Here is a 15,165-nt window from a genome sequence, read left to right as displayed (position 1 = left end):
GAGCGGCCCGCCCACCACCGGCTGGCAGGAGACGATCAGCCGGCCGCGCAGGCGGCCGAGGACGGCGGAGACGAAGGCGGCATCGGTCATGACGCCATGCTGTACGAGTCGGTAATTTTCATCAACAGAAAATCCTAGATGAAAATTTCCTTCAAAAGATTCCAGCCCGCCCTTCCAGCCGTCATAGGACGAAGGAGATCGTCCGAAGTTTGCTGGGTCAGCCCGATTGACTCCCGGCGCCATCGTCGGCTAAGTGGTCTTACCATGGTAAGAACACTATGACCAACCTCATCAAGCTCACCCGCGATCCCGACGACGCCCCCGGCGGCTACGCCAAGGTCTTCGCCTTCCTGCGCGAGCAGCTGCTGTCCGGTGCCCTGAAGACCGGCGACCGGCTGCTGCCGGAGCGCGACCTGTCGGCCCTGCTGGGCGTGGGTCGGCCGGTGCTGCGCGAGGCGCTGCGGGCGCTGGCGATGCTGGGCGCGGTCGAGATCCGGCACGGGGTCGGCACCATCGTGCGCCAGCCGGACGCCTCGACCCTGGGCGAGTTCTTCACCTTCGCCCTGGCGCAGCAATCCGACGCCATCGACGACGTGATGGAGGCGCGGATCGCGATCGAGTGCCAGGCCGTGCGCCTGGCCTGCCGCCGCGCCACCCTGGCGGATTTCGAGCGCATCCGGTCGGCGCTGCAGCGGATCGAGGCCACGATCGACGACCCGGTGGCGGGCGGCGAGGCCGATTTCGACTTCCACAACGGCATCGTCCAGGCCGGACGGTCGGAGACTTTGCGCAGCGTCTACGCCGCCATCTCCGGCCTGGTGCACCGGTCGCATCGCGGGCGGCGCGAGCTGATCCTGAAGGTGCCGGGCATCCGGTCGTTCCTGATCGACCACCACCACCGGATCTTCGAGGCCCTGGTGGCACGCGACGTGCAGCGCTCGGACGAGCTGCTGCGCCGCCATTTCGAGATCGGCGACGAGTATCGCCGCAAGGCCTTCGAGACAACGTCCAGGCCGCAAGGCTGACGGTCCACCCGACAAGGAGACTCGTGTTGAAGATCGTGATCGGCTGCGACCATGCCGGCTTTCCGCTGAAGCGCGAGATCGCCGACTTCGTCGCGGGCCTCGGCCATGCGGTGACGGATGTGGGCAGCCATACCCCCGACCCGGTCGACTTCCCGGACATCGCCCGGGCAGTCTGCGCCGCCGTCACCGGCGGGGCGGCCGATCGCGGCCTGATGGTCTGCGGCACCGGCGTCGGCGCCGCCATCGCCGCCAACAAGATCCGCGGCATCCGCGCCGCCGTCTGCCACGACGTGCATTCGGCGCATCAGGCGGTCGAGCATGACGACGTCAACGTCATGTGCATCGGCGCCCAGATCGTCGGCCCCTGGCTGGCGCGCGACCTGGTCGCCGCCTATCTCGCCGCCGAGTTCGAGCCCAGCGAGGACTTCAAGCGCCGGGTCGACAAGCTGGCGCAGCTGGAGCGGGAGGGCTGAGCCATGGGCGAGCCCCAGCACACGGTCGGCTTCATCGGCCTCGGCACCATGGGCCGCGAGATGGCGGCCAACCTGCTGCGCGCCGGCCACGCCGTGCGGGCCCATGACGTGGTGCCGGCCGCGGTCGATGCCCTTGCGGCGCAGGGCGCCGTCCCCGCCGCCAGCGTGGCCGAGGCGGCCGAAGGCGCCGACATCGTCGTCACCATGCTGCCGGACACGCCGCAGGTCGAGGAGGTCGTGTACGCCCCCGGTGGGCTGCTGGCGGCGCCGCCGCGCGGCCGGCTGGTGGTCGACATGAGCACCATCTCGCCGCAGGCGGTGCGGCGGATGCATGTCGACCTCGCCGCCGCCGGCATCGACCTGCTCGACGCCCCGGTCTCCGGCGGGCCGCAGGGCGCCCGCGCCGCCACCCTGACGATCATGGCCGGCGGCGCCCGGTCCGCTTTCGACCGCGCCTTGCCGGTGCTGCGCGGCATGGGCACCACCATCACCCATGTCGGCGACAGCGGCGCCGGCCAGACGGTGAAGCTGTGCAACCAGCTGATCTGCGGCATCAACCTGCAGGCGATCTGTGAGGCGCTGGCGCTGGGTCGGGCCTGCGGCGTCGACCTGGAGCAGATGCGCGAAGTGCTGCTCGGCGGGTCCGCCGCGTCCTGGATGCTGGACCGGCTGGGGCCGGCGATGATCTCCGGCGATGCCGGCGCCGGCTTCCGCATCGACCTGATGCTCAAGGACCTGCGCCTGGTGCAGGAGCTGGCCTACGGCAAGGCCGTGCCCCTGCCCGCCACGGCGCTGGTCACCAGCCAGTATCTCGACGCCCGCGCCCATGGCGAGGGCGGCAACGGCAACCAGGCCCTGTTCCGCGTCTATGACCGCATGAGCGGACAGGCCCCCTCCCCCAGCAGCGGATAGAGGAGCCGGCGATGGGCGTGTCCCTCGATTTCTCCGTCGTGCTCGAGCGCTGGCCGATGTTCCTGGACGGCGCCTGGCTGACCATCCGGCTGGCCCTGGCGTCGACGGTGCTGGGCTTCGCGCTGGGCACGCTGTGCGCGATCGGCCGGCGCGGCCGGTCGGCCTGGCTGTCGCGGCTGTGCGGCATCTATGTCGAGGCGATCCGGAACACGCCTTTCCTGGTGCAGATCTTCGTCGTCTATTTCGGCCTGTCCAGCCTGGGCCTGTCGCTGCCGGCCGTCACCGTGGCGGTGATCGCCCTGACCATCAATGTCGGTGCCTACACCGCCGAGATCATGCGCGCCGGCTTCGATTCGATCCACAAGGGCCAACTCGAGGCCGGGGAATGCCTGGGGCTGTCGCGGACGCAGGTCTACTGGCATGTGGTGCTGCGCCCGGCGATGGAGCGGGTGTACCCCGCGCTGACCAGCCAGTTCGTGCTGCTGATGCTGGCCTCCTCCGTCGTCTCCCAGATCTCGGCCGAGGAGCTGACGGCGGTCGCCAACTTCATCCAGTCCGACACCTACCGCGCCTTCGAGACCTACATCGTCGTCGCGCTGCTCTACATCGCCCTCTCGCTGCTGATGCGGGCCGGCTTCTGGGGGCTCGGGCTGGTGCTGTTCCCGCGCCGCCGCCGGCTCGGCACGCCGCTCTGACCCGCGAGGACGCCATGCAGACCGGACTGAACCTCAACCATCTCGACTTCCTGCTGCAGGGCGCGCTGTGGACCCTGGTCCTGTCGCTGATGGCGCTGCTCGGCGGCGGCGTGGTCGGCTTCGGCGTCGCCCTCGGCCGCATCGCGCCCAGCCGGCTGCTGCGTGCCGCGATCGGCGGCTACGTCCAGCTGATCCAGGGCACGCCGCTGCTGGTGCTGCTGTTCCTGACCTATTTCGGCCTGCCGGCGCTGGGCATCGAGGTGCCGCCGCTGCTGGCCGCCGGGGTGTCGCTGACGATCTATGTCAGCGCCTATCTCGGCGAGATCTGGCGCGGCTGCCTGGAGGCGGTGCCGAAGCCGCAATGGGAGGCGGCGGAGTGCCTGGCGCTGAGCCGGACCCAGCGCCTGTTCAAGGTGATCCTGCCGCAGGCGATCCGCCTGGCCACGCCGCCCACTGTCGGCTTCATGGTGCAGATCATCAAGAACACGTCGCTGGCCTCGGTGGTCGGCTTCGTCGAGCTGGCCCGGGCCGGGCAGATCGTCAACAACTCGATCTTCCAGCCCTTCGCGATCTACATGGTGATCGCCGTTCTCTACTTCGCCATGTGCTACCCGATCTCGCTGCTCAGCCGCCGGCTGGAGCGCCGGACGGGCCGCGTGCCGCGGCTGAAGCCGGCCCTCGCCTGACCGGGCCTCAAAAAGACATCAGGGAGAGACCGCGATGACCGCGATGGTGACGCTGCAGGACGTGCGCAAGAGCTTCGGCGAGCTGACCGTGCTCGACGGCGTGTCCTTCGCCGTCGGGAAGGGCCAGGTCACGGCCCTGATCGGCCGCAGCGGCTCGGGCAAGAGCACGGCGCTGCGCTGCATCGACCGGCTGGAGACGATCGACGGCGGCGAGATCACGGTCTGCGACCACAAGGTCAGCGACCCGGAGATCGACCTGCGCCGGCTGCGGCTGGACGTCGGCATCGTGTTCCAGAGCTACAACCTGTTCCCGCACCTGACGATCGAACAGAACATCACCCTGGCCCCGGTCTCGGTGAAGAAGGTGGCGCGGGCCGAGGCCCGGGAGCTGGCCCGCGGCGTGCTGGACCAGGTCGGCCTCGGCGAGAAGGCGGATGCCTATCCCGAGCAGCTGTCGGGCGGCCAGCAGCAGCGCGCCGCCATCGCCCGGTCGCTGGCGATGCAGCCCAAGGTGATGCTGTTCGACGAAGTCACCTCGGCCCTCGACCCCGAGTTGAAGGGCGAGGTGCTGAAGGTGATGGAGGACCTGGCCGCGCGCGGCATGACGATGATCATGGTCACCCATGAGATGGGCTTCGCCCGCCGCGTGGCCGACCGGATCGTGTTCATGCATCACGGCCGGGTGCACGAGCAGGGGCCGGCCGAGATCCTGGCCCGCCCCGAAACGCCGGAGCTGCAGCAGTTCGTCGCCAACGAGCTGTGAGCCCGGGCGCGCAACCAGAACATCCGCAAACAAGGAGGAGACGCAGATGCAGCCGTCAATCCGCTGGGGCCGGGCGATCGCCCTGGCCTGTGCCTTGGGCCTGGGAGCGCTGACCGCGCATGCGGACGCGCTGGACGACATCATGGCCGCCAAGAAGATCCGGATCGCGACGGATCTGGCGATCCCGCCCTCGGGCATGATCGACGACCAGATGAAGCCCACCGGCTCCGACGTCGAGACCGCGCGGCTGCTGGCCCAGGATTGGGGGCTGGAGCTGGAGTTCGTGCAGACCACGGGCGCCACCCGCATCCCGAATGTCCAGACCGGCAAGGCCGACATCATCATCTCGACCCTGTCGGTGACACCGGAGCGGGCGAAGGTGATCGACTTCTCCAAGCCCTACGCCGCGCTGCAATCGGTGATCGGCGCCCCGAAGGACGCGCCGATCAAGGACTGGGCGGACCTGCAGGGCAAGACCGTGACCGTCACCCGCGGCACCACCCAGGACACGGAGCTGACCAAGCTGGCGGCGGAGAAGGGCTTCCAGGTGGTGCGCTATGACGACGACGCCACGATGGTGACTGCCGCCGTCTCCGGCCAGGCCCAGATCGTCGCCACCTCGGCGACGCTGGTGAACCAGATCAAGGCGAAAGCACCGGACCGCGCTTTCGAGCCGAAGTTCCTGATCCGCACCTTCGATCTCGCCATCGGCCTGCGCAAGGGCGAGCCGCGGCTGATGGAGAAGCTGAACGAATGGGTGTCGGCCAACCTGAAGAACCGCAAGCTGAACGACATCTACCAGAAGTTCCACGGCTCGCCTTTGCCGGAGGCGATGCTGCAGTAGGCTCCATTCTAGTCCCCACTCCCCCTACCCTCCCGCAGGGGGAGGGGGGACTCATCTTGCTTTTGCTCCGCCGGCCTCAATCCCCCGGCTTCGGCAGCGACACCAGGCTCTCCACCGGCACCACCGGCAGCACGATCCGCGACGGGTGCGCGCGGTCGAGATGGATGCGGTTGGTCGCCACCCGCTTCAGCCGGCCGGTGCCCTCCGGCTCGCCGCTGTTCGGGTTGACGTCGTATTTCGGGAAGTTGCTGGAGGCGATGTCGAGCCGGATGCGGTGGCCCGCCTTGAACAGGTTGGCGGTGGCGAAGGGCTCGATGGTGATGGCATAGACCCGCCCCGGCTCCAGCGGCGACGGGCTCTCCCAGCTGTCGCGGTAGCGGCAGCGCAGGATGCCGTCGGTCAGGTTGAGCGCGAAGCCCTTCGGGTCGTCGGCCGTCGGCGGATGCACGTCGATCAGCTTGGCGGTGAAATCCGTGTCCGGCGCGTCGGAGGAGACGAACAGCCGGACCTCGATCGGCCCGACCACCGCCATGTCCTCGGCCAGGGGCCCGGTCTCGAACACCATCACGTCGGGGCGGGAGGACAGCGGCAGGCCGGGCCGGCGGCTGCCGAAGAAGCGCTCGCCCTCGGTCTGGTCGAAGCCGCCGCCCTCGAACACCGGCTGGCCGGAGGTCAGGGCGCCGCCGATGGTCGGCACCGGGTTCGCCGGGTCGGACTGGTAGGCGATCGACGCCTCCGCCGCCTGCGGCGCCGCCGGGTCCAGCCGGCCGTCGGCATGCAGGTGGTAGTCGGTGAAGACGGTGCCGGGCAGCGGCCAGTCCGCCGCCGCGATCCACCGGCCGCCATGGTCCAGCCGCCCTTCGGCCGTGCGCCGGCCGCTGCCGCCGCCCATCAGGAACAGCCGCGCCGTCGGCTCGGCCTCCGCGCCGTTGCCGACGCCCTTCAGCCAGCGGTCGAACCAGCGGCGACGGAAGTCGAGCCAGCTTGCGGTGACGTTGCCGTCGATCGTCGCCGCCGGCCCGAATTCGGTGTCGCCCGAGAAGGTGGTGTTGCGGTTGCCGTGCAGCCACGGCCCCATGATCAGCTTGACCGGGGCGGTGCGGCCGCCGAGGGCGGCAAAATTCTCCATCGTGGTGCGAACATAGGCGTCGTACCAGCTGGACATCAGCACCATCGGCACGTCCGGGAAGCGGTCGTACCAGCCCTCGGCATAGATGCCGAGCTGCTTCCAGTAGTCGCCGAAGGAGCCGTGGGTCCATTGCTCGAACAGATAGGCCTCATAGTCCGGCACGGCGCGCACCGGCGAATGGCCGGGCCGCCACGGCATGGCAGCGAACCAGGCGCGGATGTCCTCCGCCTCCAGCGCCGCCAGCACCTTGGGATCGGCCAGCGCCGCCGGGCTTTCCTTGGCCTGGTTGAAGGCCCAGGTCGCCTGCTTCAGCTCGAAGGCGCCGCCCTGGCGGATGCCGCAATGGTAGGAGTTCGAGAAGCCGCCCGAATCCACCACCATGCAGGCCAGGCCCGGCGGGTTCAGACAGGCCAGCGCGAACTGGGTGTGCGCGGCATAGGACAGGCCCATGGTGCCGACCTTGCCGTTCGACCACGGCTGCGCGGTGATCCATTCGACCGTGTCGAAGCCGTCCGGCCCCTCGGAGGTGTATTTCGTGAACACCCCCTCGGAGCCGTGTCGGCCGCGGCAGTCCTGGTAGACCACGGCATAGCCGGCGCGGACGAAATGCGCCGCCACCTGCGGCCGGGTCATCGGCCCGTCCATGCCGACTCCGATCTCGGAGCGCGACAGCTCGGTCTTGCCGTAGGGCGTGCGCTCCAGGATCACCGGCAGCGGCGCATCGACGCCGATGCGATGGCCGGCCGGCAGGTACACATCGGTCGCCAGACGCACGCCGTCGCGTGCCGTCACCATCTGGTCGCGAAGCACCTGGATCTCGCTCACTTGGCCGCCTCCGCATAGGTGGCGAGGGTCCATTCGTTCTTGTTGGCGCGGTAGCTGATGCCGTTCCGCGCGGCCCAGTGCACGGTCGGGAAGTACAACGGCACGATACCGACATCGCCGAAGCCGATCCGCGCCGCCTGCTCCAGCAACTGGTTGCGCTTGGCCTCGTCGAACTCCGCCAGCGCCTGCTTCAGCGTCGCGTCGAACTCCGGGTTCGAGTAGCGGGCGCGGTTGAAGGCGCCCATGCCGGCATCCTTGTCGTAGGTCGCCAGCACATTGGTCAGGGCGTTGGCCGAGTTGCTGTTGCTGTTGCCGAAGCTGAAGATGAAGGCGCTGTATTCCTGCTTCGAGGCGGCGCCGGCGTAGACATTGTAGGGCTGGGTGACCACGCCGTTGATCTTCAAGCCCCCGCGCGCCAGCATCTGGCCGATCGCCTGGGCGATGTCGGCGTCGCCGGCGAAGCGATCGTTCGAGGAATGCACCGTCAGCCCGAAGCCATCGCCATAGCCGGCCTCTGCCAGCAGCGCCTTGGCGCCGGCGGCGTCATAGGCCTCCGGCTTCACGTCGGCCGCATAGCCGCCCAGCCCTTCCGGCACGATCTGACCGGCCGGGGTGCCGGAGCCGTTCAGCAGCCGCTGGATGATCAGGTCGCGGTTGATCAGCTTGGAGATCGCAAGCCGCACCCGCTTGTCTTTCAGCGGGTTGGCCGCCAGCGGCTGGCCGTCCTTGCCGGTGACGAAGGGGCTCTGGTCCCGCGCCGAATCCAGCGCCAGGTAGATCAGCCGGCCGGAGGTGGTGGAGAAGACCTTGGCCTTGCCGCTGTCGTTCACCGTCGCCACGTCGGCCGGCGGCACGCCGTCGATCAGGTCGACGGAGCCGGACAGCAGCGCCGCGATCCGGGCCGCATTGTTCGAGATGAACTTGATGGTGACGTTGTCGAAGGCCGGCTTGTCGCCCCAGTAGTGCGGGTTCGGCGCCAGCACCAGCCGGTCGCCCGGCACCCATTCCTTGAACACGTACGGGCCGGTGCCGATGGCGGCGGCGCCGGAGTTGAAGTCGTTGGTGGTCTTCCCCTCCGACGCCTTCTTCGAGACGATGTAGACGAGGCCGACCTGCTCGATGAATTGCGGGGTCGGCGCCTTGGTCTTGAAGCGGACCGTCAGCGGGTCGACGGCGGTCATCTCGGCGATGCTGCCGACCGCGCCGGTGAAGGGCGCCGGGCTGTTCGGCACCGACTTGGCGCGGGTCAGCGAGAAGATCACGTCCTCGGCCGTCAGCTCCGACCCGTCGCTGAACTTGACGCCGGGGCGCAGCTTGACCTCCCAGGTCGTCGGGTCGACCGAGGTCCAGGACAGCGCCAGCGCCGGCTGCACCTGCAGGTTCTCGTCGGTCTGCACCAGCCGGTCGAACATGTGCTGCGAGATCGACTGGTTGTTGCCGGTGCGCGAGAATTGCGGATCGATGGCGGAAGGCTCGGTCGCCGTGCCGATGGTCAGGTCGGCGGCCCAGGCAGCGCCGAAGCTCGCGGCGCTCAGCGCCAGGGCCAGGGCGACGCCGCCCACTGTCTTCCGCATCATCGACATCACACTCTCCTCTGTTTCGTTGGGCGGGCGCGTTCGGCGCCTCAGATCAGGTGGCAGGCGGCCTGGTGGCCGGGGACGACCGGGCGCAGCGCCGGCCGCTCGACGCGGCAGCGGTCGGTCGCCATCGGGCAGCGCGGGTGGAAATGGCAGCCGCCGGGCGGGTGCAGCGGCGACGGGATCTCGCCCTTGATCGTCTCGAATTTGCGCTTGCGGTTGCTGAGGCGCGGCACCTCGTTCAGCAGCGCCACGGTGTAGGGATGCTGCGGCCGGGCGAACAGCTCGGCGGTCGCCGCGGTCTCGACCACCCGGCCGAGATACATGATCACCACCCGGTCGCTGATATGCTCGACCACGCCCAGATCGTGGCTGATGAACAGGTAGGTCAGGCCCAGTTCGCGCTTCAGCTCCAGGAACAGGTTCAGGATCTGGGCCTGGATCGAGACGTCGAGCGCGGCGATGGATTCGTCGCAGACCAGGAAGTCCGGCTTCACCGCCAGGGCGCGGGCGATGCCGATGCGCTGGCGCTGGCCGCCGGAGAACTGGTGCGGGAAGCGGTCGCGATAGGCCGGGTCCAGCCCGACCCGGCGCATCACCTCCTGGACGTAGCCATCGGCCTCGCGCCGGCGCACCAGCCCGTGCACCCGCGGCGCCTCGCCGATGATGTCGCGCACCCGCTTGCGCGGGTTCAGCGAGGCGAAGGGGTCCTGGAAGATCATCTGCGCCTTCAGCCGGGCGTCGCGCGCCGCGTCGCCGGCCAGCCCGTCGACATCCCGGCCGCGCCAGCGGATGGCGCCGTCGCTCTTCGGCAGGATGCCGGCCATCATCCGGCCCAGCGTGGACTTGCCGCAGCCGGATTCGCCGACCAGTCCCACCACCTCTCCCGGCGCGATCGCCAGGTCGACCGCGTCGACGGCATGCACCGTCCGCTCCTCGACCTTCGCGCCCAGCAGGCGCGCCGCCTTCTCGGCATAGTCCAGCCGCTTGGTGAAGCGCTTGCCCAGGCCGGCGGCCTCGATCAGGGGGGCCGCGGTCATGACAGGGTCTCCAACTGCGGGTGGAAGCAGCGGAAGGCGCGGTCGCCCCGCCGGGTCGTCTCCGGCGCCACGAGGCAGGCCTCGCTGGCATGGCCGCAGCGCGGCCGGAAGGCGCAGCCTTCGGGCAGCGACAGCGGCGACGGCGCCATGCCGGGGATCTGGAACAGCGCTTCGCCGCGCGGCCGGTCGCCGGGCACCGAGCCGATCAGCCCGATGGTGTAGGGATGCGCCGGCCGGTCGATCACCTCGTCGACCGTCCCGGTCTCGACCACCCTTCCGGCATACATGACGCAGATCCGGTCGGCCAAAGCGGCCACCACGGCGAGGTCGTGGCTGACCCAGATCAGCGCCGTGCCGGTCTCGCGGCACAAAGTCTGCACCTGGGCCAGGATCTGCGCCTGGATGGTGACGTCCAGCGCGGTCGTGGGCTCGTCGGCGATGATCAGATCGGGTTTGTGCAGCAGGGCGATGGCGATCGCCACGCGCTGGCGCATGCCGCCGGAGAACTGGTGCGGATAGGCGCGCAGCCGCTCCTCCGGCGACGGGATGCCGACCCGGCCCAGCGCATCGCGGGCGCGCGCCACCGCTTCGGCCCGCGATACCCGCTCATGCGCCTGCACCGCCTCGACCATTTGGGTCTCGACCCGCAGGACCGGGTTCAGGGTCATCATCGGGTCCTGGAAGATCATGGCGATGCGATTGCCGCGCAGCTGCCGCAGCCGCTCCGCCGGCAGCGCCGCCAGGTCCTCGCCCTGGAACAGAATGCGGCCGCCGACCACCCGGCCCGGCGGGTCGACCAGGCCTAGGATCGAGAAGCCGGTGATCGACTTGCCGGAGCCGGATTCGCCGACTAGGCCCAGCACCTCGCCGCGGTCGACCCGGAAGCTGACGCCGTCGACGGCACGGACCACCCCAGCCTTGGTGAAGAAATGCGTCTGCAGGTTCTCGACGCTGAGCGTGGGGGCGGTCATGGGCGGGCCCTCACTTCTGCAGCCTTGGGTTCAGCGCCTCGCGCAGGCGGTCGCCGACGATGTTGATCGAGAAGATCAGGGCCAGCAGCAGCAGGCCGGGGAACACGCTGATCCAGTAGAGGCCGGCCAGCAGCACCTGGTAGCCGTTGGCGATCAAGAGGCCCAGCGACGGCTCGGTGATCGGAAGGCCGATGCCGAGGAAGCTCAAGGTCGCCTCCGCCGCGATCGCATGGGCCACCTGGATGGTGCCGATCACGATCACCGGCGGCAGGCAGTTCGGCAGCAGGTGGCTGAACAGGATGCGCGCGCGGCTCAAGCCCAGGCACTGCGCCGCCTCGACATACTCCTTGCCGCGCTCGACCAGCGCCGCGGCGCGGACGGCGCGGGCGAAATAGGCCCATTGCACCACCACAAGGGCCAGGATGACCTTGCCCACCCCCTGCCCCAGCACGGCCAGCATCATCAGCGCGACCAGGATGGTGGGAAAGCCCAGCATCAGGTCGACCACGCGCATCACCAGCGTGTCGATCCGGCCGCCGAAATAGGCGGCGACGAGGCCCAGCGTGGTGCCGACGGCGAGGGCGAACAGGCCGGACAGCATGCCGACGCCGAGGCTGGTGCGCAGCCCGTACAGCATCGCCGACAGCATGTCGCGACCCTGCGCGTCGGTGCCCAGCCAATAGGTCCAGCCATCCATGCTCTCGCTGCCGGGCGGCAGGCGGCCGTCCATGATGCTGAGCGAGGCCAGGTCGTAGGGATCCTGCGGCGCGATCCAGGGCGCCAGGATGGCGACCGCGACCAGCGCCAAACAGGCGATGGCGGCCAGCGTCGCGGCCTTGCTGTCCAGGATGCCGCGCAGCGCCTGGGCCAGGATGCCGTCGCCGAGCAGCGGCCGGCGGGGTTTCGGGGCGGCGATGTCGCTCATGCGTCGGACAGCCGGACGCGGGGGTCGAGCACCGAGTACAGGATGTCGACCACCAGGTTGATGACGATGAACATGGCGACCACGATCAGCAGGTAGGCGACGATCACCGGCCGGTCGAGCCGCATGATGCTGTCGATGATCAGCTTGCCGACGCCGGGCCAGGCGAAGATGGTCTCGGTCACCGTGGCGAAGGCGATCAGCGACCCGAACTCCATCCCGACCACGGTGACGATCGGGATCAGGATGGTCTTCAGCACATGGACGAAGATCACCCGCCGTTCGGACAGCCCCTTGGCGCGGGCGAACTTCACGAAGTCCAGCGGCAGGGTCTCGCGCATGCCGCTGCGGGTCAGCCGGATGATCAGCGAGACGTTGAACAGGGACAGGTTGATCGCCGGCAGGATCAGATGGGTGAAGCCGTCCCAGGTGGCGAGGCTGGTGTGCAGCCCCAGGATCTCGCCGGTGGCGCCGCGGCCGGTCGAGGGCAGCCAGCCGAGCATGACCGAGAAGATCATGATCAGCATCATGCCCTGCCAGAAATTCGGCAGGCTGAAGCCGAGGATCGACCCGGTCATCACCGTGCGGTCGAAGCGGCTGCCGGCCTTCAGCCCCGACAGCACGCCGAGCGGGATGCCGATCACCAGCGACAGCAGCAGGGCGATGAAGGCCAGCTCCAGCGTCGCCGGCAGCCGCTCAAAGATCAGGCTGATCGAGGGCTGGTTGAACACGAAGGAGCGGCCGAGATCGCCATGCAGCGCGTTGCCGAGGAAGGTCAGGTACTGTTCCCACAGCGGCCGGTCGAGGCCGAGCGACTGGACCGCCTGGGCAATCTCGGCCTGCGAGGCGTCGGCCGGCACCAGGATCTCGATCGGATTGCCGATGGCGTAGACGCCGAGGAAGACGAGGACGGAGGTGACCAGCAGCACGAAGGCGCTCTGCACCAGCCGCCGAATGATGAAGACGGTCATGGGGTCCCGGCCAGCCCCGCGCGCGATTCCCGCATCTGCGTCCCTGTTCGCTTATGATGGGCCCGCCGGGCGGTCCGGCGTGGCGAGGGGGACACTAGGGGTGGCAGACAGCAGCCCGCAACATCATGCGGAATCCGCATCAGGCTATGCGCATTTCGTGCGCGGCGGAGACGCGGCCCGGTGCTTCGTGTCGCGGATATCGGCGCGCATAGCATGAACGTCAAGCAGCTCGAGGCCTTCAAGGCGATCATGCGCAGCGGCTCCACCACCGCCGCCGCGACACGGCTGGACCTGTCGCAATCGGCGGTCAGCCGCCTGCTGACCCAGCTGGAGGCCGAACTGGGGCTGGAGCTGTTCGCCCGCGAGAAGGGCCGGCTGATCCCGACGCCCGAGGCGATCGGCCTGCTGGATTCGGTCGAGAACGCGGTCGACGGCGTGCAGCGGGTGCAGCATGTGGCCGACGAGCTGCGGGCCGGCAATTCCGGGCAGATCCTGCTGCGCATCGGCGTGCCGCACAGCATGTCGCAGACCATCCTGCCGCGGATCGTCGGCGAGTTCCTGGCCGACCACGGCAATGTCGCGCTGGAGATCCTGTCCGGCGCCTATCACGAGACCGAGCGGGCGGTGCTGACCCGCCAGGCCGATCTCGGCTTCGTCCGGCTGCCGACCGGCGAGGCCGGGATGGACACGATCGCCATCGCCCGCACCACCAGCGTCTGTGTCATGCCGGCCGGCCACCGTCTGGCCGAGAAGCCGGTGGTGTCGGTCGAGGATCTGGAAGGCGAGCCGCTGGTGCTGCTGGGCCGGCAGCGCCCGGCGCGGGCGGAGATCGACCAGATGTTCCGCCAGGTCCGGTTCCGGCCGCGGGTGCAGGTCGAGACCCATTCTGTCGGCTCGGCCTGCGCCTTCGCGGCGCAGGGGCTGGGCGTCACCATCGTCAACGCGCTGATGGCCAGCCATTTCCGCGACCTGCCGATCGCCATCCGCCCGTTCCGGCCGCGGCTGTGGAACGAGTTCGGCCTGGCCTTCGCCGCCGGCCAGCCTCGCTCCCGCGCCGCCGACCGCTTCGCCGAGCATTTCCGCCGCCGCCTGGTCGAGATGCTGCGCGGGCTGGAGGCCGAGTTCCGGCCGGAGACGGGATAGCCGGCCGGGGACGGGGCTCCGGCCTCAGTCCCGGAGCGCCGCGGCCAGGGCCGCGATCTCCTCCGCCCCCTTGGTGGCCGGCGCGGTCTCGACCAGGGTGCGGCCGGACAGCATCGCCGCGGCGAAGCCGGTGCGGTTGCCGATCCGGGCCGGCAGCACCGGGATGCCGAGCCGGCCGATCTCGACCTCCAGCGCGTCGGCGACCTTGGAGCGCGGCGGCACCCGGTTCAGCACGATCCGGGCCGGCACCTTCTCCTCCGCCGCCAGGTCCAGCGTCGGCTGCGTCGCCCACAGGTCCATCGGGCTGGGCTGGATCGGCACCAGGACGAGCTGCGCCGCCCGCACCGCGATGCGGGAATCCGACGCGGCATGCGGCGGGCTGTCGATCAGCACCAGGTCATGCGCCGCCCGGGCGCGGTCGACCGCCGCCGGCACGCGCCAGCCGGTGATGCGGAGATGGGTGAAGCCTGGATCCGCACCCCGCGCGTCGACCCAGCGGCTGAGGCTGCCCTGCGGGTCGATGTCGACGGTGGCGACCCTGAGGCCGGCGCGGGCGAAGGCGGCGGCGAGATGCGCGACCAGCGTGGTCTTGCCGGCCCCGCCCTTCTGCTGCGCCACGGTGATCGTCCGACCGGCCATTTCGCACCTTCCGTTTCGCGCCCGCTGTTTCGAGAAAGTGTCGCCCGGCTTTTGCTGCAGCGCAACATGAGATCTCCCGCCGCGGGATGGCGGCCTTCCCCCGAGCGCATGGTCCGCGGCGCCGGATCGGGCTATAGAGCGGGCATGGAGAGCACCGATCCGATCAAGACCGAGATCGTCGACGACGGTCCCGCCGGCATTGCCCGCGCCGCGGCGCTGCTGCGGGAGGGCCGCCTGGTCGCCTTCCCGACCGAGACGGTCTACGGCCTGGGCGGCGACGCCACTGACGACCGCGCCGTGGCCGCGATCTTCGAGGCCAAGCGGCGGCCCAGCTTCAACCCGTTGATCAGCCACCTGGCCGATGCCGAGCAGGCCGAGGATCTGGTGCTGTTCGACGACCGCGCCCGGCGCGTGGCCGAGACGCTGTGGCCCGGCCCGCTGACCCTGGTGCTGCCGCGGCGGACGGACAGCCCCGGTGTCGCTGCTGGCCTCGGCCGGGCTGGACAGCCTGGCGATCCGCGTGCCGGCGCATCCGGCCGCCCGGCGCCTC

15 protein-coding genes and 1 pseudogene are annotated in these 15,165 nt (G+C 69.8%); 9 read left to right on the top strand and 7 right to left on the bottom strand.

The genetic code is table 11. The features are described 5' to 3' along the window. The first annotated feature begins 278 nt into the window (after positions 1-278). From P409_RS10535 to P409_RS10505, 7 genes are read left to right on the top strand one after another with little or no spacing between them, the layout of a single operon-like run. Positions 279-1,025 (top strand): FadR/GntR family transcriptional regulator, encoded by a 747-nt coding sequence (locus P409_RS10535; RefSeq protein ID WP_034835242.1) that lies wholly within the window; start codon positions 279-281, stop codon positions 1,023-1,025. A gap of 35 nt (positions 1,026-1,060) precedes the next feature. Next, on the top strand, positions 1,061-1,498 hold the full coding sequence (gene rpiB, locus P409_RS10530) for a ribose 5-phosphate isomerase B (RefSeq protein WP_238578641.1): 438 nt from the start codon (positions 1,061-1,063) through the stop codon (positions 1,496-1,498). Positions 1,499-1,501: 3 nt separating this feature from the next. Continuing rightward, complete coding sequence (locus P409_RS10525) at positions 1,502-2,410, top strand: NAD(P)-dependent oxidoreductase (RefSeq protein WP_034835238.1); 909 nt, start codon at positions 1,502-1,504, stop codon at positions 2,408-2,410. Between the two features lie 11 nt (positions 2,411-2,421). Beyond that, on the top strand, positions 2,422-3,105 hold the full coding sequence (locus tag P409_RS10520) for an amino acid ABC transporter permease (RefSeq protein ID WP_034835236.1): 684 nt from the start codon (positions 2,422-2,424) through the stop codon (positions 3,103-3,105). 14 nt (positions 3,106-3,119) lie between these two features. Beyond that, positions 3,120-3,791, top strand: coding sequence for an amino acid ABC transporter permease (locus tag P409_RS10515; RefSeq protein WP_034835233.1), 672 nt, complete (start codon positions 3,120-3,122; stop codon positions 3,789-3,791). A gap of 34 nt (positions 3,792-3,825) precedes the next feature. Continuing rightward, the gene (locus tag P409_RS10510; RefSeq protein WP_034835230.1) at positions 3,826-4,554 is read left to right on the top strand and encodes an amino acid ABC transporter ATP-binding protein; all 729 of its coding nucleotides are present in this window, start codon (positions 3,826-3,828) and stop codon (positions 4,552-4,554) included. A 46-nt stretch (positions 4,555-4,600) separates the two neighbouring features. Further along, positions 4,601-5,398, top strand: a complete 798-nt coding sequence (locus P409_RS10505; RefSeq protein WP_034835228.1) for a transporter substrate-binding domain-containing protein — start codon at positions 4,601-4,603, stop codon at positions 5,396-5,398. Between the two features lie 76 nt (positions 5,399-5,474). Here the strand turns inward: P409_RS10505 and P409_RS10500 are convergent, their stop codons facing one another. The 6 genes from P409_RS10500 to P409_RS10475 are packed head-to-tail and all read right to left on the bottom strand — an operon-like array spanning position 5,475 to position 12,833. Further along, positions 5,475-7,352 (bottom strand): CocE/NonD family hydrolase, encoded by a 1,878-nt coding sequence (locus P409_RS10500; RefSeq protein ID WP_034835225.1) that lies wholly within the window; start codon positions 7,350-7,352, stop codon positions 5,475-5,477. After that, the gene (locus P409_RS10495) at positions 7,349-8,935 is read right to left on the bottom strand and encodes an ABC transporter substrate-binding protein (RefSeq protein WP_034835223.1); all 1,587 of its coding nucleotides are present in this window, start codon (positions 8,933-8,935) and stop codon (positions 7,349-7,351) included. The genes P409_RS10500 and P409_RS10495 overlap by 4 nt, the downstream gene beginning before the upstream one ends. 41 nt (positions 8,936-8,976) lie before the next feature. Beyond that, on the bottom strand, positions 8,977-9,969 hold the full coding sequence (locus P409_RS10490) for an ABC transporter ATP-binding protein (protein WP_034835220.1): 993 nt from the start codon (positions 9,967-9,969) through the stop codon (positions 8,977-8,979). After that, the gene (locus tag P409_RS10485; RefSeq protein WP_034835218.1) at positions 9,966-10,940 is read right to left on the bottom strand and encodes an ABC transporter ATP-binding protein; all 975 of its coding nucleotides are present in this window, start codon (positions 10,938-10,940) and stop codon (positions 9,966-9,968) included. Before P409_RS10485 ends, P409_RS10490 begins: the two co-directional genes overlap by 4 nt. Before the next feature lie 10 nt (positions 10,941-10,950). Continuing rightward, positions 10,951-11,865 (bottom strand): ABC transporter permease, encoded by a 915-nt coding sequence (locus P409_RS10480; RefSeq protein ID WP_052120345.1) that lies wholly within the window; start codon positions 11,863-11,865, stop codon positions 10,951-10,953. Then, on the bottom strand, positions 11,862-12,833 hold the full coding sequence (locus P409_RS10475) for an ABC transporter permease (RefSeq protein WP_034835216.1): 972 nt from the start codon (positions 12,831-12,833) through the stop codon (positions 11,862-11,864). Before P409_RS10475 ends, P409_RS10480 begins: the two co-directional genes overlap by 4 nt. 180 nt (positions 12,834-13,013) lie before the next feature. On the opposite strand from P409_RS10475, the gene P409_RS10470 reads away from it, so the two are divergent. Further along, on the top strand, positions 13,014-13,976 hold the full coding sequence (locus P409_RS10470; RefSeq protein ID WP_202964625.1) for a LysR family transcriptional regulator: 963 nt from the start codon (positions 13,014-13,016) through the stop codon (positions 13,974-13,976). A 24-nt stretch (positions 13,977-14,000) separates the two neighbouring features. On the opposite strand, the gene parA is transcribed toward P409_RS10470, so the two are convergent. Beyond that, positions 14,001-14,615, bottom strand: a complete 615-nt coding sequence (parA, locus tag P409_RS10465; RefSeq protein WP_034835211.1) for a ParA family partition ATPase — start codon at positions 14,613-14,615, stop codon at positions 14,001-14,003. 144 nt (positions 14,616-14,759) lie between these two features. Between parA and P409_RS10460 the strand changes: the two are divergent. After that, a pseudogene (locus tag P409_RS10460) lies at positions 14,760-15,165 on the top strand (L-threonylcarbamoyladenylate synthase); the annotation flags it as partial.

The sequence above is a fragment of the Inquilinus limosus MP06 genome (assembly GCF_000767795.1).
Classification (GTDB): Bacteria; Pseudomonadota; Alphaproteobacteria; order DSM-16000; family Inquilinaceae; genus Inquilinus; species Inquilinus limosus_E.
This window is presented reverse-complemented; position numbering and strand designations above follow the sequence as displayed.